Origin of the sequence: Methylobacillus arboreus (assembly GCF_020532725.1) — a bacterium.
In the GTDB taxonomy this organism is placed as follows: domain Bacteria; phylum Pseudomonadota; class Gammaproteobacteria; order Burkholderiales; family Methylophilaceae; genus Methylobacillus; species Methylobacillus arboreus.
This window is the reverse complement of sequence record NZ_JAJAVC010000006.1, coordinates 620,523-638,763: the sequence shown is the minus strand read 5'-3', so window position 1 is coordinate 638,763 and position 18,241 is coordinate 620,523. Positions and strand designations below refer to the sequence as shown.

At 54.8% G+C, this 18,241-nt stretch carries 17 protein-coding genes; 1 reads left to right on the top strand and 16 read right to left on the bottom strand.

Annotated elements, in window-relative coordinates; genetic code table 11:
- Positions 1-6: 6 nt before the first annotated feature.
- Positions 7-2,448, bottom strand: coding sequence for an FkbM family methyltransferase (locus LG198_RS09020; protein ID WP_230342843.1), 2,442 nt, complete (start codon positions 2,446-2,448; stop codon positions 7-9).
- Between LG198_RS09020 and LG198_RS09015 the strand changes: the two genes are divergently transcribed.
- Entirely contained in the window at positions 2,449-2,622 is a 174-nt protein-coding gene (locus tag LG198_RS09015) for a hypothetical protein (RefSeq protein WP_230342842.1), read from the top strand. It abuts the gene before it with no gap.
- Positions 2,623-2,792: 170 nt separating this feature from the next.
- Here LG198_RS09015 and LG198_RS09010 read toward each other — a convergent pair whose 3' ends face one another.
- The 15 genes from LG198_RS09010 to LG198_RS08940 form a co-directional block, all read right to left on the bottom strand.
- Complete coding sequence (locus LG198_RS09010; RefSeq protein WP_230342841.1) at positions 2,793-3,125, bottom strand: hypothetical protein; 333 nt, start codon at positions 3,123-3,125, stop codon at positions 2,793-2,795.
- Entirely contained in the window at positions 3,092-3,370 is a 279-nt protein-coding gene (locus LG198_RS09005) for a class I SAM-dependent methyltransferase (protein WP_230342840.1), read from the bottom strand. Before LG198_RS09005 ends, LG198_RS09010 begins: the two co-directional genes overlap by 34 nt.
- Before the next feature lie 300 nt (positions 3,371-3,670).
- On the bottom strand, positions 3,671-5,644 hold the full coding sequence (locus tag LG198_RS09000; protein ID WP_230342839.1) for a hypothetical protein: 1,974 nt from the start codon (positions 5,642-5,644) through the stop codon (positions 3,671-3,673).
- A gap of 10 nt (positions 5,645-5,654) precedes the next feature.
- A complete protein-coding gene (locus LG198_RS08995; RefSeq protein WP_230342838.1) occupies positions 5,655-6,413 on the bottom strand; it encodes an SDR family NAD(P)-dependent oxidoreductase in 759 nt (252 codons plus the stop codon).
- Positions 6,410-7,348, bottom strand: coding sequence for a phosphoglycerate dehydrogenase (locus LG198_RS08990; RefSeq protein WP_230342837.1), 939 nt, complete (start codon positions 7,346-7,348; stop codon positions 6,410-6,412). The genes LG198_RS08995 and LG198_RS08990 overlap by 4 nt, the downstream gene beginning before the upstream one ends.
- On the bottom strand, positions 7,345-8,049 hold the full coding sequence (locus LG198_RS08985) for an acylneuraminate cytidylyltransferase family protein (protein WP_230342836.1): 705 nt from the start codon (positions 8,047-8,049) through the stop codon (positions 7,345-7,347). The genes LG198_RS08990 and LG198_RS08985 overlap by 4 nt, the downstream gene beginning before the upstream one ends.
- A 23-nt stretch (positions 8,050-8,072) precedes the next feature.
- The gene (locus tag LG198_RS08980; RefSeq protein WP_230342835.1) at positions 8,073-9,740 is read right to left on the bottom strand and encodes an MBL fold metallo-hydrolase; all 1,668 of its coding nucleotides are present in this window, start codon (positions 9,738-9,740) and stop codon (positions 8,073-8,075) included.
- A gap of 51 nt (positions 9,741-9,791) precedes the next feature.
- On the bottom strand, positions 9,792-12,023 hold the full coding sequence (locus tag LG198_RS08975) for a glycosyltransferase family protein (protein WP_230342834.1): 2,232 nt from the start codon (positions 12,021-12,023) through the stop codon (positions 9,792-9,794).
- A gap of 7 nt (positions 12,024-12,030) precedes the next feature.
- The gene (locus tag LG198_RS08970; RefSeq protein ID WP_230342833.1) at positions 12,031-13,212 is read right to left on the bottom strand and encodes an FkbM family methyltransferase; all 1,182 of its coding nucleotides are present in this window, start codon (positions 13,210-13,212) and stop codon (positions 12,031-12,033) included.
- A gap of 48 nt (positions 13,213-13,260) precedes the next feature.
- Complete coding sequence (locus LG198_RS08965) at positions 13,261-13,884, bottom strand: DapH/DapD/GlmU-related protein (protein ID WP_230342832.1); 624 nt, start codon at positions 13,882-13,884, stop codon at positions 13,261-13,263.
- The gene (locus LG198_RS08960) at positions 13,874-15,016 is read right to left on the bottom strand and encodes an aromatic ring-hydroxylating oxygenase subunit alpha (RefSeq protein ID WP_230342831.1); all 1,143 of its coding nucleotides are present in this window, start codon (positions 15,014-15,016) and stop codon (positions 13,874-13,876) included. Before LG198_RS08960 ends, LG198_RS08965 begins: the two co-directional genes overlap by 11 nt.
- Before the next feature lie 26 nt (positions 15,017-15,042).
- Positions 15,043-15,684: an acetyltransferase gene (locus LG198_RS08955; protein ID WP_230342830.1), complete on the bottom strand. Its 642-nt coding sequence runs from the start codon at positions 15,682-15,684 to the stop codon at positions 15,043-15,045.
- Complete coding sequence (locus LG198_RS08950) at positions 15,684-16,424, bottom strand: SDR family NAD(P)-dependent oxidoreductase (protein ID WP_230342829.1); 741 nt, start codon at positions 16,422-16,424, stop codon at positions 15,684-15,686. Before LG198_RS08950 ends, LG198_RS08955 begins: the two co-directional genes overlap by 1 nt.
- The gene (locus LG198_RS08945) at positions 16,421-17,185 is read right to left on the bottom strand and encodes an SDR family NAD(P)-dependent oxidoreductase (protein ID WP_230342828.1); all 765 of its coding nucleotides are present in this window, start codon (positions 17,183-17,185) and stop codon (positions 16,421-16,423) included. The genes LG198_RS08950 and LG198_RS08945 overlap by 4 nt, the downstream gene beginning before the upstream one ends.
- Positions 17,182-18,234 (bottom strand): ketoacyl-ACP synthase III, encoded by a 1,053-nt coding sequence (locus tag LG198_RS08940; protein ID WP_230342827.1) that lies wholly within the window; start codon positions 18,232-18,234, stop codon positions 17,182-17,184. The genes LG198_RS08945 and LG198_RS08940 overlap by 4 nt, the downstream gene beginning before the upstream one ends.
- Positions 18,235-18,241 lie beyond the last annotated feature (7 nt).

Below are 18,241 nucleotides of genomic sequence, written 5' to 3'. Positions count from 1 at the left end.
AATATCCTAGGGTCTGTGGTACGGTCTTACCAGCAAGTCTACCCAGCCAATTCCCTCTTTGTTGAGAGACATGACATAGTCGAGAAAATCTTCGCGATTTTCTTGCTTCAGCGGATAGGAAAAAAGGGATTCCATGCTGGGTGTTCCATATGGGATGCGTTCGGCAAATTCGGCAATTTCAAAGCGACATTCGTCCTGTAGCCAGGCCAGCAAGCTTAGTGGATCTGTTCCCTGTGATCGTAGCAAGTCAGGAGCGAACTCCATCTTGATTACCCAGTCATGATGATTGAGCAACCAGGAGTCACAACCGCGCAACACATTGAACTCAAAGCCCTGGGTGTCAATTTTGAAAAATGTTTTGCCTGAGACACCATGTTTTTGCAACACGTGATCAAGGCGCATCATAGGCAACGCTATTTCCCCCCAGCCACTGATACTGACACGATTATCAAGACTGCTTCTGGGGTTCAGGCTGAAAGTCGTATCAGTACGCGATTCTGCACCCATAATTGCATTGAGGATGAGAATTTTTTCAAGCCCAAGTCTTTCAAAATTGCGACGCATGAGCTCGACCAGGCGAGGGTCTGCTTCAAGCGCAATACAATGCAGCTCAGGAGCCGTTAAGCTGGCTAATATGGATATGAAACCGACATTTGCGCCAACATCGACAAATTGAACAAACCCCTCATCGCGGATAAACTGGTATAGCAACGAAGCCTTTTCTTCATAACTCTTGCGTTGCTGGTACCACGTTGCGTCATACATGTCGTCCAGAACTTCAAGCGGCAGGCCGTCAAGGTTTAGCTGTCTTGATGTTAATGACCCCAGCAGGTGTTCGGCCTGTAGGGCAGCAGGTGGAAAGCGAAGCTGTTTTTCTACCACCTGTGCCAGCACAAGCTCGTCTACCGGATCGCGGAATGCCAGCAAGTTTCCCCAGGACTTTTCGTTCTGCAGTTGATAAGGATATTTTGCTAGGCAACGCCAGTCATGGCGTGTGCCATATTGCACGATGGGATGCCATTCACTGACGTAGACTGTGTAACCTTTATCGACCAAAAATTGCGCCAAGTCATGGAAGTCGTAACCTAGCGGTATGGTCTTGGCGTCCTCGAATTCACATTCGATAACAGCAGGTTTTTTCTGATCCCATGGAAAACCATTCAGCACGAAAAGATCGTGCCCTTCGGTATCAATCTTCAGAAAATCAACGTCAGGTGTTGCGTCATTAGCAAAATAATCGCTTAGCGTGACAGCACTGACCCGCTGCGTTTCGGCGTGGGACTCGTGAAAGGCGGAAAGCCCGCTGATGCCCGTGCTTTGCTCTGACCGGTAAAACGGCAAGCCATGACAAGTTTTATTGCTGACACAACGTGCGTCCAGCGTCACCAAATGCTTGTTTGCATGCCCGGCCAACCCTTCCAGCAGCTTGCTACGGTTCTGATCATCCGGTTCAAAAGCGTAGATATGCCAGCCTTTATTGAGGAAAGGCCACAATGCTGAGCCAACATGGGCCCCCACATCTATCATGGTTTTGTCCATACTGTATTCACCAGCGTACAGGTTGGCGATGCAATGCGTCTCGTCATAGTGCGCGGACCGCTCGCGCTCAAAAGGCCCGACAATTACCTGGCCTGCTGGCGCAGATACAAGGGAAACATATTGCCTGAACTTTTGCTGGACGGCTTTGCGCGAAAGATGCCTGGCGGCATAGGCTTGCGCTTTCGCAGCAAGCGTTTGCCGTCTTGCCGGGTGAATGGCCAGGTGTTTGATCGCATTGCGCAACTTCTCGGGGTTTCGTTCTGTGACGAGCTCCGCACATTCAGCATGGTGCAAATAGGCAATCGTTGCGGTGCTGGGCGGCCCATAAGCCAGTACTGGTGTGCCGGAGGCCAGACACTCCGGCATTTTGTTGGCGATGGAAAGGCCTGTGTAAGCCATGCTCATGGCGTCGAAATTGTAGGCAATGACCAGCGCATCTGCCTCGCAAAGTGTTTTTTTGTATGCGGATTCGTCAACCTGAGGGTGCACGGACACACCTGCCCAATTTCCCATCTCATGGCGTGCCTTGTCCAGCCACTCCTCTACTGTGTAGATTTCAAGGCGAACCGGGCATTTTTCCTGTAATGAGGCAACGGCTTCAGCTACGTCCCGGACGCTGGCATAAGTCATGTCGTCGGCAAGCGCGCCCATATAGCGAATGATAAACGGGGATGCCGGGGTGGGAATGCTGTACGATTTTGCATGGTCGTTGGCGAAATCGGATCGCTCCACCCCATTGGCCAAAGGAAGCCAGTAACCGCCATAGCGTGAGGCATAGGCTCTGCTCATCGCGGTTCCAATGCTTAGTCGACGCCAGCTTTTTGCCAGGATACGCCGCAGCTTCGGGGCGAACCAGGCAAAGCGGGCTGCATCGCGGATGCGTAGGCGTTCTGGCCAGTCATCCATCATATGTACTACCAAAGGCACTGGCAGGGTATCCAGCAAACGCTCGACGAATCCAAACAAGGCGCCGGATTCCACCGGCCGGAAATAGATGATGTCTGGCTGGAATCGGACACAGTCATTCATGACTTCCTCAACCGTCCCGGCATCTGTGATGTTTTCCTCAAGGGACTGCCCTAACCTGATCGTGCGCAAAGGTTGCGCTGCCAAGTCTTCGTACCATACCTGCAAAACATGGTCTTGTGGCCAGTCTTCAAGGAACAATTGCTTTAACTGGCTCGTAGCACATATGTATCCCGGAGGTGTCGGGTCGATGATCAATAGCCGCGGCAATTTCGTCTGCGACATGCTTACTCCTCTCGGGCGCTTGTGTTCAGGTAGGGAAGGATGGATACAAATTCGGATAATTGCTTTTTATTAATGCAAACAAGGTTGGTCTGCACGAGGCCTATGGTACGTTTCAATTCATAGAACTCTTGCTTGAAATCTCCCCATGACTTTCTTTTATAGCCAAACCAGGCCTTGGCATTGGTGGATAACGCAATCTCTGTTTCCGAAATCTCAAACAGGACTTCGGTTTCTGTCGTGGGCTCGCCTATAAACATATATTCCGTATCAAATATCATGTAACCGGAGTCGATCAGGAACTTCAATAAGCCATTGCCGGAATGGAGAAATTCCACCCATAAAAACTTGGCTTCATTGAGGATGCGAGGCATCCCTTCAATGCATTCAATTTGCCGCCCTGCAAATCAAGCTTGACGAAGTCAATGGAGATAGCTGGGTCAATGACATCGTCGCCCCGGAAGCACTCCACTTCGATATTGGTGTGAATATTGTCTCTGGGTGCGGAAAGCGAACCTAGTGATGAATAGCCCGCCATACCCTTTTCTCCCCAAGCAGAATCCTCGCTGACGACAGAAGGCATATAAAGTTTGCATATTGATGCTTATCAGTCAGTGCCTTAGGGATTAGCTGGATAAGCGCATCAATGTTGTCGAAAAAGCGGTGATTCCCAGGGAATGGCTCGAATGCATATACTTTGCTCTCAGGAGCGAGATGCTCCAAGATGTCGCGAGACGTTTTCCCGAACCCAGCGCCCCCATCGATGGCATTGCGTAGCGGGTAACGGGCTCTTCTATACGCCTCTATGAGTGTGTCAGGTTTATTGACCTTGAGGGCGGACAGCAAATTATTCATCTGTGCTTTCAATCATAGGCTGGATGAATCAAGTATTCCTGAGGAAATCTTCAATAGAGACAAACGGAAAAATCGATTCGTCAAACAATACAGACTCTTTATTCGAATTGAAGATGCGCGTTTTCCAGGAGTAGGCCTGCCGGTCGGCCGCTACTTTCTTGAATGCGCTGACGTGCAGGTTCCGGCCCGGATTCGGGATGTTGTATTTGTCCCCGGCCTGCTGGTAATCGTCAAAGAAATAATTGGGGTTGTGCTTGGGGGTTTCTGTCATCACAAGCTTGATTCCACCTGCATGCTGTGCTTCGGGTATCACTTCCACATATCTCAGGTCCACTCCCAGAATGGCAATGTCCGCATAGCCCATATGAGCAGCGTAGCGCACGGCAAATGCGCCCGTCGTGTGCTCCAGGGAGGTGGTGCCCTTGAAGGGGATGGAGGAGTGTATCCTGATGCCGCGCAAATAGGCGCTCTTTCGCGATGAGTTCTTGAAGCTTTCCAGGAAAAAGACATTCTTCCGGCCACGCAGGTCTGGATAGTAATTCAATATCTTGGCGATCAGGAACGCTGTTCTCACCTTGCCTGAAACGATCATGTCATGGATCGCGCCGGCATGGGTCTCGATCAATTGATCATCCAGGCAGACGTAATGATCCGGATACCAGTTGACGCGCTCCCAGTAACGATAGGCTGCGTTCATCCCCAAGGTATCGGCGCCTGTGAGGGAGTGAAGATCAAATCCCTTGAGTGACGGGCCATTCCCCAGGATGACCAGTTTCCCGCTGCGGGAAAAATGGTTTTCCCCTTCTGCTGCCTGGCGTTCTGCAGCCGACTCCTCGAGAGATTCGATACGCTGGATCAGGCTGAGTCCTCCCGAACGCAGGAACGATTCATAAGGAAGCGTTCTGCCCCACGTCATGACAGCGGAATAGTCTCCCCACTGATCCAGTGTTTCCCTTGCATGGTGATGTGCCACTACGGAAATCTCCGGCACAATTGGGGCCAGGCGTGCCGGTGCCAGAAGCTGGTGCCAGAACGCAGGGGAGAGGAAATCCTTGAAATGCACTTGTTGGTAGAGCTGGCAGGAGCTTTCTCCTTGCCCAGCCAGCGGCACGGCTGGTTGATACAGCATGTGTGAGCGTTTGCCGAACCATTGTGCTTCTTGCAGTATTTCAGCGGAAATGCCGGTTAGCTCAAGGTCTTCGGTCGCGGAAAGTATCTGGTAACCACCTTGCTGGCACAGGGCTACTGGCTGCCCTGTGATTCGTGCCAATGCGGCGCGTTCTTGTTGCGCGAAGTCCGCCACCAGCGGGTGGCCCTTGTAAAGCAGGCGGCGCCCTTGGCATAAGGTTTGCAACCGGTCAGCAAAATCGTCACATCTCAGGCTACGTCCATCGGGTGTTTGCAAGGAGGTTTCGTATGGCGCCTGGCCGATATAGATCAGGCTGTCATCAAGATCATCAAAATGAAAGCTGCCTTCTTCCTCCACCAGGGCTTTATGCATGCGCACATTGGCTGCCAATGCAGCAGCCTCAAGCCGGATTTCCTCTTGCTTGACCGCATATGATCCGACTTTTTTTAATGTATCTGCATTCGAGCAGCGTACCGCGATGTACAAGTCGCGGGCAAAACGCAGGGGGGATGTCGTGATGTTGATGAAATCGTAACCATGGTCTGCACATGCCTGTTCCAGCCATGGCGGCATATCAACCGATAGCACCAGGGCATCTTCCGGCAGGCACGAAAACAGGTAATCCACTGACGCCCGGGGTGCTGCCCAGGACGAGCGTTGCTGCCCATGCGCATCGCTGGCCAAGGCAAGAAATTTCTCAAGATCAAATTTTGCAAGTAATGCGGATGGCTTTTTCCTGACTGTGGGCGGGTAGGCAATATCGATACCGCAACCCTGCAGGATGGGCTCGCGCATCAGGTCAAACATGCCTTTCTGGCGTGAAAACCTGCCTTTGAATAAGTCGGGTAGGCATACGATTTTCGTCACATTCATTGTTTGGTTCTCAATCCGGGTCATGCAGTCTGCCGCGTATGCCGCCGTCCAGCGCCACGCAACTGCCATTGGCAAAAGGCAAGCTGTCTCCACACAATATCAAGGCCAGCCTTGCCACTTCCTCTTGCTGACCGATGCGGCCAACCGGGTGGTATTGTTCCAGTTGTGCCAAGCCTTCAGGATTGTCGCTGAAGCCATCCCTCAGCATCTCGGTATCGATGGCGGCGGGCTCGATTGCGTTGATACGGATACGGTCGCCCAAATCCACTGCCAGTGCGCGCGTCATGCCGCTCAACGCCGCCTTGCTGGTGGCATAGGCCACGAACCGCTTCTTGGTTTGCGCAGCATGAATGCTGCTGATATTGACGACTGCGCCTTGCGTCGCCTCCAGTTCAGGCAAAAGATCTTTCACCAGAATAAACGGTGCGCTCAGGTTGACGTCCAGCGTAGTCTGCCAATCCGCCAGGTCCAGTTCGCCGGTATCGGCAAGGATCTGAACCGCTGCGTTATTCACCAGGGCGTTCAGCGAGGGTTGTTGCAACGCTTTGCGTACTTCCGCCAGGAACGCATCTGCATACGCAGCTTCCCTGACCAGTCTTGCCAGATCTGCAACCAGCCAGGTTTGCCCTGGTGGCAGCCACTCGGGTCTTGAAGCTATATCGGTCGCAATGACGTGATAACCGTCGGCATAAAAAGCTTCTACCAGGGCGCGGCCTATGCCGCCGGCTGCACCGGTAATCAGTACATGGCGCTGCGGTGTGGCGTTCATTGACCCGTTACCCCAAGAAAGCCCATCAGCCTGTCGATGGCGATCTCGCTTGTGCGTACAACGGCATCGGCAGTATTAGAGGCATTGTGCGAGCCGAAAATGCAGCGTGGATGAGCACGCAGCGAGGAATCGACCGGCAATGGCTCAACCTCGAATACATCCAGCGCCGCGGAATATACCTTGCCCGATTGCAGTGCGGCTTCCAGCGCGGCTTCGTCGATGATGGGACCGCGCCCGACGTTCACTACCCTGACGCCGTCCTTGGCCTTGGCCAGCGTGTCCGCGTTAAGCATATGGTGGCTGCTAGCGGTCAGTGCGCACGTGACTACGATGAAATCCGCTTCATGCAAACGCTCGGGCCAGGCAGCGCGCTGCACTTGGGCAAGCTCGGGGACGTCGGGCGCCGCCGGGTCGTAAGCAATCACCTTCATGTCTGCAGCCAATAAACGTCGAGCCGTGTTCCTGCCGATATCGCCGAAACCGACCAAGGCCACGGTTTTTCCCGCCAACGATATGCCGCGCGGCTTGGGCCAGTCGCCCTGCCGGACGGCGGCATCGATCTGGAATGTTTCACGCGCAAGGGAAATTACATAGCCTACGGCGATGTCGGCCACTTCACCGCCGAACATATTGGGCGTGTTGGTAATGGGAATGTCCAGGTCTTTGCAGGCAGCAAAGTCTACGTTATCTACGCCTATGCCCCACTTGACCGCGGCCTTGAGCTTGCCAGCCTTGCCTGCCATGAATACTTCGCGCGTGGCCGGGTCGTCGCCTATAATCCAGCCGTCGTGCTGCGGCACGATGTCCTTCAACTCATCCACGGACAAGGTCTGCACTACCTTGGCCGCGGTCAGTTCCACGCCGTATTGCGCAAAACGCGGGCGGAAGGCGTCTATCATCCCCAGCATAGGCGGGCAGGTCACCAGAATCTTCATTGTTTACCTTTCTGGTTTTGCAGGTAGCTGGCCGTAATCACCGCGAAGTCCCAGTCGTCCTGATCGTCGATATCGATGGATTCGATGCGCGGCCCTTCGTACATCATCGGTTTTTTACCGATGCGTGCGTTGGTTTTGGCGAAGCTTTCGCGCGTGAACAGATAAAGATTGGAGTTTTCCTCAAACCAAGGTTCCAGGTCCTGGGTGCGCATCAGGTTGTCCGGGTCATGGTTGATGGCGCTGCCATCCGCACGATAAAAGCGCGTCTGGATCTTGTCCACGGTAAAGAGCGAGTCCGCCTCGCCTGTTGCCAGGCTTGCCTGATAGGCTGCAAGGGCCTTGCGTATCGTATCAGCTGACATCAAGGGGTTCGTGGTGTGCGTCATCAAGTAGATGTCTGCGGGTATATTGTCGATGTCGTCTGCCAGTATCAGGTTCATGCTGACCAAATCGCCGCAGATTTCCGGCTTGCGGTCGCGAATCCTGACTTTCCCGCCGTCCGTCAGGCCATTTTCGGCCAGGATATTGCGCGCGTCGGTGTTGATGATGATTTCGTCGATTTCATCGACCGATAGCAGGGTGTCCAGAATCCAGCGGAACAGCGGCTTGTCGCAAAAGGTGCGGAAGTTCTTGCCGGTGACGCGTACGCTGTTGGTCTTCATCGGCAGCAACGCGACGATGCGCGGCTTGGGGTTGCTCATTTTATTTTGCTTACCTGTCGGGTTCATTGGGGATAAAAATATTTTTCTTTTTCGGCACGGGACATACGTCTATGCTCATGGTTACCTTTGTACGCGCCCCAGTACTGGTTAAGCCTGTAGCGAAACACGTCCAGCATACTGACCTTGGTGCCGTCACGCCAGGCCTGCCGCATGTCCTTGAGAAAGCTGCTGAAAATATAGCGCAGGGTATCCACTAGGCTGACATGAAATTGCGGCATGATTCTTTGCAAGGCGATGGCTTCACGCTCGAACCGCCGTCGCACTTGCGACCAGTTTTCCTCATGATGGTGATATACCGCCGCCTCGGCGATATACCCCACTTTCCTGCCGTCCCGTACCAGCTTTTGTGCCAGGTCCATATCTTCCAATCCGGTCAAGTCTTCGTCGAAGCGGTATTGTTGCCAAGCCTTGCGCGATAGTGCCGCATTGGCGTTGTTGCAGAAGAATCCATCCTGCGGCACTGCGGAGGATGCGGGGAAATACTTGGCAAAAATACGTTTCTCGCTGAAATGGCTGTCCCTCCCTCCCAGCTGTCTTCCGTATACATAGTCGGCCTGCTGTTCAATGATGGGGAGGCACAGGTTCCGCAGCCAGTGCGGGTCGCTGGGTATGCAATGTCCACTGACCATGACCAGGATGTCGCCCATGGCGGCCTCGCAACCCTTGTTCAACGAACGCCCGAAAGAAAACTCTTCCCGCGAAATATGCAGAATGCGGCAGCTATGGCGTTCGGCTATTTGCAGGGTCTCATCCGTAGAGCCGGAGTCAACCAGCACCACCTCATGAGCCCAGCCACCGGTTTCCTGGCTGGCAATGCCCTGCAACACGGATTCCAGGTGGCGGCCCTCGTTAAGGGTGCGGATGATGATGCTGGCGCGAACCTTGCCAAGGTTGATGCTGGAGGGCTGAAGCAATAGATCGAATCCGAGTTTCAGTTTCTGGTGCACCAGGCGGATTTCATCCGGGTCGACCGAGTTGATCGCAAACATGTCCCAGTGCACAGCCACCACCTGCCGGACGCCGATTTCCTGGGCAAACTGGAAAGCCTCGCGGATGGACATATTGCCTATGATGCCGCGTCGGCCCCGGAAAAAATTGTGCTCGTTGACCGGTAGGAAAGCGGTATGCAGTGGCGCAAAATCAGCCAGGGCATTGATGATCTCCTGATTGGCCATGGTGTCGCCAGCGAGATATAGCCTTTGCCCGCCATATTCCAGCACATACCCTACAAAAGCTAGGTTGTCTTCGGCATCGCGCAACAGTTCCGGGTGTGCTGCCGGGATTGCATGTATGCGTAGCCCTTCCTGCTTCAAATGCTGCCAGGATTCCTTGGCAACCAGTAAACGATTGGCGGCAATACCCCACTCGGCAAGTAGTTTCAATACAGGAAGGGGGCCGATAAAACGGGCTTGCGGCGAGGCAACTGCCAGCTTGGGCAAAGTGTGCGGATCGCAGTGGTCGATGTGCTCATGCGTGATCAGCACCCAGTCGGCATCCTGGACATCTTCAGGCTGCATGGGGATGGGCAGCAAGCGATCCAGGTCAGGTCCATCCAGTTCCTGGACCGAATTCGACAGGTAAGGGTCGACATAGACTGTGCAGCCAGGAAACTCCAACCGGCAGCCAGACTGGCCCAGCATTTGCACCGGAATACGTAGTGAAGTGTTCATGGCAGCTTATGGAAAACGGCAATCATAGTTGTTCGATAAAAATAAAACCCGTTATACGTGCAAGATTTCAGCAATCATCCTACTCAGGTCATCCAGTATCCGTTGTGCGGTATCACTGGCCAGATCCCGATGTACCATGGCCTGCCACTGATAACGGAACAGCGGGTAGCCGATGGCTTCGAAACGATCGTGGTTGACCAACAAGTCGGCGATGTGGCCTCCTCCATGAGGGAAGCCATACAGTTCCCAAATGATAAAAAGATTGCGCTCGATGACTTCTGGTATCCGGGCCAGTTCTGCTGCCACATTGTCGAGATTACCATGCGTGATAGTGATTGTAATTGCGGAAAAAGGCGGGTATTTCCCCAGTTTCATCCAGGGGCTTGCCCCCAGGTTCATGAAAATGGTATGCATCACGTCGGCATTGCCGGGGCCACCCAGCCACGCAGTTTGCTTGTTCAATACCTGCAGATTCTGCAAACTGCCTGAATATGATGCGTGCTGGGTGTACTTGCGCAGCAATACGGCTGCGAAGGCCTGGATATTGTTCGCTAGGTCTTGCTGTCCGCGCTCGCCGGCATAGTCACGCAGCTTCTCGTCCATGTGCAGGGTGCGCACGGACAGGCATGGATTCCGGACTACATGGCCTTCCGTGCGCAGGATGGCCGCGATCGCCGTATCGCATCCGTAAGTGGCGATTGATACCGATGCCAATTCCTGTGGAACGGATATAGGGGTATCGAATATGTAGCAGTCGTAAGACAGGCAATGTTTCTCAAAATGGCTGCGCCCGGCAGGCGACCATTGCGGCCAGGGGGGATGCGGCTGCAGGCCTTGCAAGTATTCGCCTGTCGCTGTGCGGTTCCAGCGTGTCAGCGCATATATGGCATGACCATCGGCAGCGTGGCCAAGCACCATGTCATGAGCCGCCTGCGGAGGCAACACCATGTCGGCATTGACCACGGCAGCCGTCACGTTGCCCAGGGAGTTGGCGTAGCCGAACAGGTATTGGTAGTGAGGACGCGATGAAATTGGCGAAAACACTAATTTGCCAGAGGCTGCAAACCCGCGTAGCGCCGTGAGTTGCGAGTCTTGCAAGCCAGCTTCCAGGTTTGCGGCAGGCCCTTCCAGCAATGCATGTACTTGGTATATCCAGGGGTTGCTGCAATTTTCCAACAGGATTGCTGCGCAGTTTCTGACCTCTGCCGCATCCGCATCGGTACGAAAAGTCGTTATCAGCACAAAAGGGCGAGGGTCATTTTTGACCGCAACATCTGCTACAGGTACAAGTTCCCTATCTTCTTTTACCTTTTCTTGCGGATACGGCATACCCAAGCATTCGCAAACCGCCAGTAATATGGAAGGGGCCTTGTCCCGCAATTCCAGGGCAATGGCATCACGCAGCATCCTTGTCTTGACGTCTTGCTCCAATTGCTCTGGATGCGCTTGCAGGTTGGTTTGATACTGGCGGGCGACCTGCCTGTGGATTTCTTCCTTGATGGATACCACCAGCCAGGTATTCAGGAAGGCGACAAGACCGGCGTTTTCCAGCATGGATCGGCATATATTGGCGTGACCACTGACCAGGCACCAGATGAAAAAGGAGAAGTCGCGCAAGCGCCTGGCTGCCGTGAATGGCGGACTGGCCAAGCCTTGCATGTACTGCGGTGCGGTGCAGGCGTCTTGCGATGGTGCGTATATCCAGCCGAGCACATCCCGCAGCGCAGCGTCATGGCACTGTTGTTCCGACGCTAGCGAGGGTGTCTGCCGGACTCGGTGCCTGGCCCCGCCATTGGCGACAAATTGCGACACTGCCCCTGTGCGCAATGCCTGGGCAAAGGTCAGCCAGCCTGCATACCAGCCAGGCACTTCAACTTCCGTGAAAGCAAACTCGCGGAGCAAGGCTGTCTCAGCCATGACCCCACTCAGGTGAATGGGATTGACCGATGCGTCAAACGCCATTGCCTTGGGACGGGAGATCACTGCGCCAAGATCGTTACCATTTACGTCGATCAGTTTGACAGGGCTATGGACCAGCCGCGTTTCCGGATGACTTTCCAGGTAGTCCAGGCGTGCCCGCAAGGCACTTGCTTCAAATACACCGTCCGCTTCCAAAAAGACGATATATTTGCCTTTGGCCTGTTTTACGTCGCCATCGATGAGCAGTTCCAAACCTTCTATCCCTTGCGCGCGCACCGAGTCCATCGCTTGCGCAAGGAAATTTGCTTCCTTGGAGCTCGGAATGACAACGGAAACGAGAGGGCCAGGTGTCAGGAGGTGCATGTGAGTCTCAGTAAAAATACAAGCATGTATCCCACCGCAACGGTGTGTGATGCCGCAAACTCACTCGATAATCCGGATTCAACGACAATACGTAGTCAGTCAGATCCAGCAAATCCATGGATCGGTGGTAAGCCGATATCGCCAGCTTGGGTTTGTGTGCGGAAATAGTCCGGCGAGCACCCTTCAGGGCCGACAACTCCGATCCTTCGATGTCCATTTTGATGAAAGTAGGAACATCATCGACAATATCGTCTATTGGTTGTACTTCAACCATGTCGGTATTGCCTGCCATGCCGTTTGCGATCACCGCGCCACCATGACCGCCCTCGTGCTTGAAGTGGACGTGCATGGCCGTTTCGCCTGCGCCGCAGGGATGTAAACTGATCCGGTCCGCCAGCGCAGTGCCCTGATAGTGATTGATCAATGATTGCAGCACCCTCACATTGTTGCGATCAGGCTCTATCATCCAGCTACGCGCGAATTCGCCGTTGGTCACGTTGAGCAACCCCCGCAGCGATTCGCCTGTCGAGGCGCCGCAGTCCACCATTTTCTCCTGCTTGCCGAAATGCAGCAGTCCGGAGCGGAAGTAGAGGGCGGAATAAGGCAGTTGTACATCTCGAACATACGAGAGTTTACAACTCAGGTAATGGCTCAGCAATGCGTAAAGCGTTGCAACTGACGTGTCGTCTCCCAGGCGTTTTTCCAGGGTTTGATATCGCGCCGCGTTGCGTACAATGTCCGGCCCCCAGTCTTCGACGCGATAATCCAGTTTGCCATTCAGGCCAAGAGCGCGGATGGCCTGCTCGAAGTTGATGCAGGCAATATCATTGTCTCGGCAAACCTGGTTGAAAAATTGCTGGGGCGCTTGTTTGCTGCATGTGTTGATGGCGAGCAGGTTGCTGTGCTGTTTCGACATCGCGATAAACTGCGCAGTTGTTACCAGCGGCAGGTTTCTGTAAGTAGATTCCGACTTGCTGCGAGAGTCATCCACCACGGCGACAACATCGCAGTAACGTTCCGGAGCAGGCAAGTCGAGCAAATATGAGCCCAGGCCCCGGGTACCGAGGATAACGATCTTGGCTGCCTTGCCGGACTTGGCAATAATGGCACGCGCAGCCTCTGGCACCGTATGCAAGGGGTCTTGCGCTAATGCCTGCACCGCAGCAAGAAAAGTATCCTTGTGATGCATGTTATGCGTCCGCTAACCTACCATGCAGGTGTTTGTTTGATTGCATGATCAACTGCCGTAGACGTATATCGGCTCGTCATAGCGAATATCGTATACGGTCTTGTCCGTCACGTCGGTGCTGTAGAGCTGGGGCCAGCCCAGCTCTGCCCCTTTGCCCACTTTTATATTGCTGTGCACGATGGCGCCGGTACGGATAATGGCATGGGCGCCCACTTCGACCCTGGCGCCGATCTGTACTCCGGGTTCTACCCACACGGATGCGCGGAGGTGGCTGTTGGCACCCACATGCGCGCCAGCGTGGATGACGCTGTTGTATTCGATCTTGCAGCCGTGGCCAATGACCGCTTGCGGACCGATGAATACGTTTTTCCCCACTACAACATCTTGTGCTACATCGGCGCTGGCGCTGATTAAGGGCCCCAGAGAAAAGCCACGGGCCAGCGCGGCGCGAAACAGCTCCATGCGCTTGAAGTTGCCGAAGCGTTCGTCAAAGGCAATAAAAATATCGCCGGTCTCCGGGTTCAATTGATCGAAAACCGATAAATCAAATTCATAGTCCGCCCCTTGCGGCACTTCGATTTTCTGCACATCTTCGTCCTGACGCGCTTGTTTCCAGGCGTAATAGGCTAGGCCCAGCTGGTCTCCGCCGCCGACTATCCATCTAGATTTCATGCTCGATCTCCATCAAGGTGGTGTACCAGCGTTCGATCTGCCGGTTGGTGCTTTCGTATGCGCCCTGGTTGGGTATGGGGGCGTCGTCGTGTAATACGCTCTGTATCTGTTCCAGCATGCCTATGTCCTCATCGAGGATTTTCTTGCTGTAGTGCAAGTTGGAGAGCAGCACCTGGGACGATGCGGCATAAGGCTTTTTCTTTTTAGCCGTGACGAAATAGATTTCGATATCGGTTCGGTCCGGCGCGACGGGGATATGGTGTTCGATGGTGAAGGAATAGCCGCCGTTGCCGCAGGCGATATGCAGGTTCGGATAGGCGAGCCAGTTGAAATAGGCATCCTGCGTTCCCCAGCGCTCCACCATATCCAGCCAGGGGACATGCCGTATCGGGTCGACTTCGCCTTCGGGTCCGCCGAAACTGAACGGGCGCATGGCTTTGCGCAGCCCGGCCACGGAAGTGTCGGATAATGGTGTAAGTGCCAAGTCGACTTGGTTTGCTGCATGGAATGGAAAATCGGCTACAGCCGCCAGGCTTTTGGCATGCAGGAATTTGACATGGTTGAAGTCGCGCAGGTTTTCATAGACCAGTTTCCAGTTGAACTTGCCATGCCAGGTGGTCACCATCACTTCGGTGTCGAATGCATTTGCGGCGTTTTTCATCAATGCGACAAAGCCGGGATTGAACTGCTCCTCGAACGGCATGGGCTCACTGCTCAGGTTGATGAATAGCAGGGAACCTAACTGTTTCAAGGCAAACTCACGCAGTTTCAGGGATTGCTTTTCCTCGTTGCTGAAGCGGTAGATAGTATCGCAGTCGGGAATGCTCTTGACCATGCCTGTGGCATCGTAGCTCCAGGCATGGTAAGGACAAACCAGGGCGCGGCGGCCATAAAACCCTTGCTGTAAAGGCGCGCTGCGGTGTAGGCAGACGTTTTCAAAAGCCTTGATTTCGCCTTTGAAGTTCTGGATCACGACCGGGATGCCCGCGATCTTGCGTGTAATGAAGGAGTTGTTCTCGGGCAAGAGCGAAGCCAGCCCTGCGAACAACCAGACCTTGCGGAAAATCTTTACCTGCTCACGGTCGAAAATATCCTGCGACAAATAGTATTTGGGATGCATGCGTGATTGCATGGATGCTTCCTGAATGATCTGCGCCGTTAAAAGATGACTTTGGCCGGGTTGCCGAATACGGTGACACCGGGTGGCACATCCTTAATAACCACAGCTCCTGCGCCTACCGTGGCGCCATCGCCTATTTTGATGCCAGGGGTGATGGTGGCATGAGGGTAGACGATGGCGTGGTTGCCAATCTGCGCGCCGCCGCCGATGAACACCATGGCGCCAATCTGCGCATAGTCGCCGATGCGCACGTCATGGCTGATGATGGTGCCGCTGTGGATATTGGCAAAATCCCCTATCCAGACGTCTGGGCTGATCTGCACCCGTGCGGCCCAGAAACAGCCTGTGCCGGTGTGGACGCGCACGCTGACATAACCATGGGTGTTGTAGGGTGTGCGGATATGGATAAACTGCGCGCCTTTGTCGAGCAGGGGCTTGGCGTATTGTTCGCGCCCCCGTGGCAGCCCTATGGCGCAGACAAAGACCTCGTCGTCATTAGGTATGTGTGTCAAGGGGTCGCCCACGATATGGGCGCCGCAGTCTATGCCATCAAGCATGTGCGGACGGGTGTCCAGGAAGCCGGCAATCTCCCATGCCTTGCCGCAGGACAAGTCATCGTGCATTTGCACCAGGACTTCGCGCCCCCAGCCACCGGCACCGATGATATAGGCTTTTTTCATCAAATGACTGCTCCGCCATCCATGACCAAGCTGGTGCCCGTGACCCAGCGGCTGGCGTCCGAGAGCAGGTAAATCGCGCCATTGGCGACATCGTCAGGCGTCCCCAGCCCTAATGGATGCCTGGCTTTTTGCTCTTCCAGCAGCTGTTGGTGCACATCCCACATCGGGGTAGCAATCGCCGACGGCGAAATACCATTGACGCGAATCTTGCGTTTGGCCTGCTCCAGCGCCAGGCACTTGATGATGCCGATCAGCCCCGACTTCATGGCTGAATACGGTCCCAGGCCACGGGTGCCGATGTGCGCCGCGGTAGACAGCATGAAAAGAATGGAACCTTGCTGCGCGATGGCATTGGCCTGTAACAGGCTTTGCGTCAGCATGACAGGCGCCAGGAAATTGACACGATAAATGTCGTTCATGAGCTGTTCAGACAGTTGGCGCACCGGGCAATGCTTTTGCATGCCAGCGCAGTGCACCAACCCATCCAGCGCATTGACCGACTGGACCAGGAGGTCGCGATCCTCGGCCATGGTGAGGTCTGCCTGAACCTGTACATGGCTCTCACCCTGCAACTGGTCGTAGGTTGCCTGCAAACGGGCCTTATCGCGTCCGGTAATCACTAGGCGTGCGCCGCGCTGGGCGCAGCGAATGGCAATATGCTGGCCCAATCCAGACGAGGCGCCCGTTACCAGGATCGTTTTTCCCTGGAGCGAAAAGGGATTGATCACGGGCGCGTTCATGCGTAGATGTCCATGGGGGTACTCAGGCCCCCATCTAGGATGAAGTAATTGCGCGTGACCCAGCGGCTGGCATCCGACAGATAAAATACGGATGCATAAGCCACATCTTCCGGATCGCCCATGCCTAGCGGCGTGAGGTCAAACAGGGCATCCATATTGCCGCCCCCCTGTCCCAGGCCATCCAGCATGGGGGTGCGTACATAACCGGGCGCAATGCAGTTGGCGCGCATGCCCTGTTTGGCGACCTCCAGGGCCAGTGAGCGCATGGCGCCCAGCAGCGCGGACTTGCTGGCTGCATAAGCCGATGTGGCCATTGCACCGCTATGGGATGATAGGGCAGAGATAAAAAGTATGGAGCCATTGGACGCAATGCGTTTTCTGGCAAGCAGCCCTTTGGTCAATAGCAGGGGTGCATAGGTATTACTGTCGAAAATTTCGTCCAGGTGGCTTTTACTGATCAGCCGGAACGGGACCAGCTTGGAAATACCTGCGGCATGCACTACGCCATTCAGCGCTCCGGCCTGGTCGGCGAGCAGGTCCAATCCTTGCTGCTGTGACAGGTCTGCGGGTATGGCGGTGTGGCCCTCTCCGTGAAGTGCCGTGGCAGTTGCCTCTAGGCGTTCGGTATTGCGGCCGGTAATGACCAGTTGCGCTCCCATTTGTGAGCAGGTAATGGCAATCTGTCTGCCGATGCCCGATGATGCGCCTGTGACCAGCACACGCTTGCCGCTGAGCGAAAACGGATCCTGCGCTACGCTCATGAAATAATCAGTTCGGGGAAGACGGCACCTTCCACATCCACAATGGCACCACCCCATGACAAGCCCACACCAAAGCCGCACAGCAGCAGGCGCTTTTTACCCTGTGCCAGCGCCTCGCGCAGGCGCGCGGTGACAGTCACGGGCAGGGACGCGCCGCTGGTGTTGCCGAAGTCGCGCAATGTCGAAGGTACTTTATCCTCCGGAAGTCCCAGTTTTTTACGGATGGTTTCATTGATCATCCGGTTGGCCTGGTGAAAGATGAAGTAGTCGACTTCATCCTTGGCAATGTCTGCATATCGGAGCAGGTTTTCCACGGTGGGCGGTACGCGCTGCGTGGAGAAACTGATCACGGCGGGGCCGTCGAGTATCAGGTCCAGGTCGGAACGCCAGAAGCCGTCCTCCCCCTTGCGGGCAATGCCGTGTTCAAGCTGGAACGGATTGCGATGCCCGCCCACGGGCACGATGATTGCCTTATAACCGCTGCCGTCACTGTTCAGGTCAAAGTACATGGGCGCTGCGCCTTCCTGGTACTCCAAGGCTGTGGCCGTACCCGCGTCGGAAAACAAAGGGTCTTTCAATGGATCCTTGTGCTTGTAGCTGGAACGGTCCCCCAGCAGCACCAATCCTTTTTTGATTGCCCCCGAAGCAATCATGCTGCCCAGTATCTGCAAGGCAAACGGGTAGGCGGAGCAGCCCAGGTTGACGTCAAAGGCGATGGTGGTGTGAGCCAGGCCCAGGCGGTCTTGCATAATGATGGCCGTGGCCGGCACCAGGTAGTCAGGCGACTGGGTCACCACGATCAATGCACCGATCTCCTCGCGCGACCATTGCAGGTCATTCAGCAGTTTGTCGGCGGCATCGTATGCCAGATCGGAAAAACATTGCCAATCGGGGCAGACACGCCGGGTCTCGATACCGATGTTACGCACCAGCCGTTCGCGCTCGGAGCGCAGGTGCGGCGGCACGTCATGCACGTTATGGACGACATGTTTGGGCACGCAAGTCGCCATGCCGGCAAAGTGTACATTATTGAGCGTAGAGGTGGCCATGTTGCAA

Coding starts and splice junctions, on each gene's coding strand:
- LG198_RS08985 (WP_230342836.1), bottom strand. CDS start 8,049: ATGAGCAACCCCAAGCCGCGCATCGTCGCGTTGCTGCCGATGAAGACC.
- LG198_RS08950 (WP_230342829.1), bottom strand. CDS start 16,424: ATGAACGCGCCCGTGATCAATCCCTTTTCGCTCCAGGGAAAAACGATC.
- LG198_RS08945 (WP_230342828.1), bottom strand. CDS start 17,185: ATGAGCGTAGCGCAGGATCCGTTTTCGCTCAGCGGCAAGCGTGTGCTG.
- LG198_RS08990 (WP_230342837.1), bottom strand. CDS start 7,348: ATGAAGATTCTGGTGACCTGCCCGCCTATGCTGGGGATGATAGACGCC.
- LG198_RS09005 (WP_230342840.1), bottom strand. CDS start 3,370: ATGCCTTCTGTCGTCAGCGAGGATTCTGCTTGGGGAGAAAAGGGTATG.
- LG198_RS08960 (WP_230342831.1), bottom strand. CDS start 15,016: ATGCAATCACGCATGCATCCCAAATACTATTTGTCGCAGGATATTTTC.
- LG198_RS09020 (WP_230342843.1), bottom strand. CDS start 2,448: ATGATGGATGACTGGCCAGAACGCCTACGCATCCGCGATGCAGCCCGC.
- LG198_RS09000 (WP_230342839.1), bottom strand. CDS start 5,644: ATGAATGTGACGAAAATCGTATGCCTACCCGACTTATTCAAAGGCAGG.
- LG198_RS08940 (WP_230342827.1), bottom strand. CDS start 18,234: ATGGCCACCTCTACGCTCAATAATGTACACTTTGCCGGCATGGCGACT.
- LG198_RS09015 (WP_230342842.1), top strand. CDS start 2,449: ATGTACTACCAAAGGCACTGGCAGGGTATCCAGCAAACGCTCGACGAA.
- LG198_RS08980 (WP_230342835.1), bottom strand. CDS start 9,740: ATGAACACTTCACTACGTATTCCGGTGCAAATGCTGGGCCAGTCTGGC.
- LG198_RS08955 (WP_230342830.1), bottom strand. CDS start 15,684: ATGAAAAAAGCCTATATCATCGGTGCCGGTGGCTGGGGGCGCGAAGTC.
- LG198_RS08995 (WP_230342838.1), bottom strand. CDS start 6,413: ATGAACGCCACACCGCAGCGCCATGTACTGATTACCGGTGCAGCCGGC.
- LG198_RS08975 (WP_230342834.1), bottom strand. CDS start 12,023: ATGCACCTCCTGACACCTGGCCCTCTCGTTTCCGTTGTCATTCCGAGC.
- LG198_RS08965 (WP_230342832.1), bottom strand. CDS start 13,884: ATGAAATCTAGATGGATAGTCGGCGGCGGAGACCAGCTGGGCCTAGCC.
- LG198_RS08970 (WP_230342833.1), bottom strand. CDS start 13,212: ATGCATCACAAGGATACTTTTCTTGCTGCGGTGCAGGCATTAGCGCAA.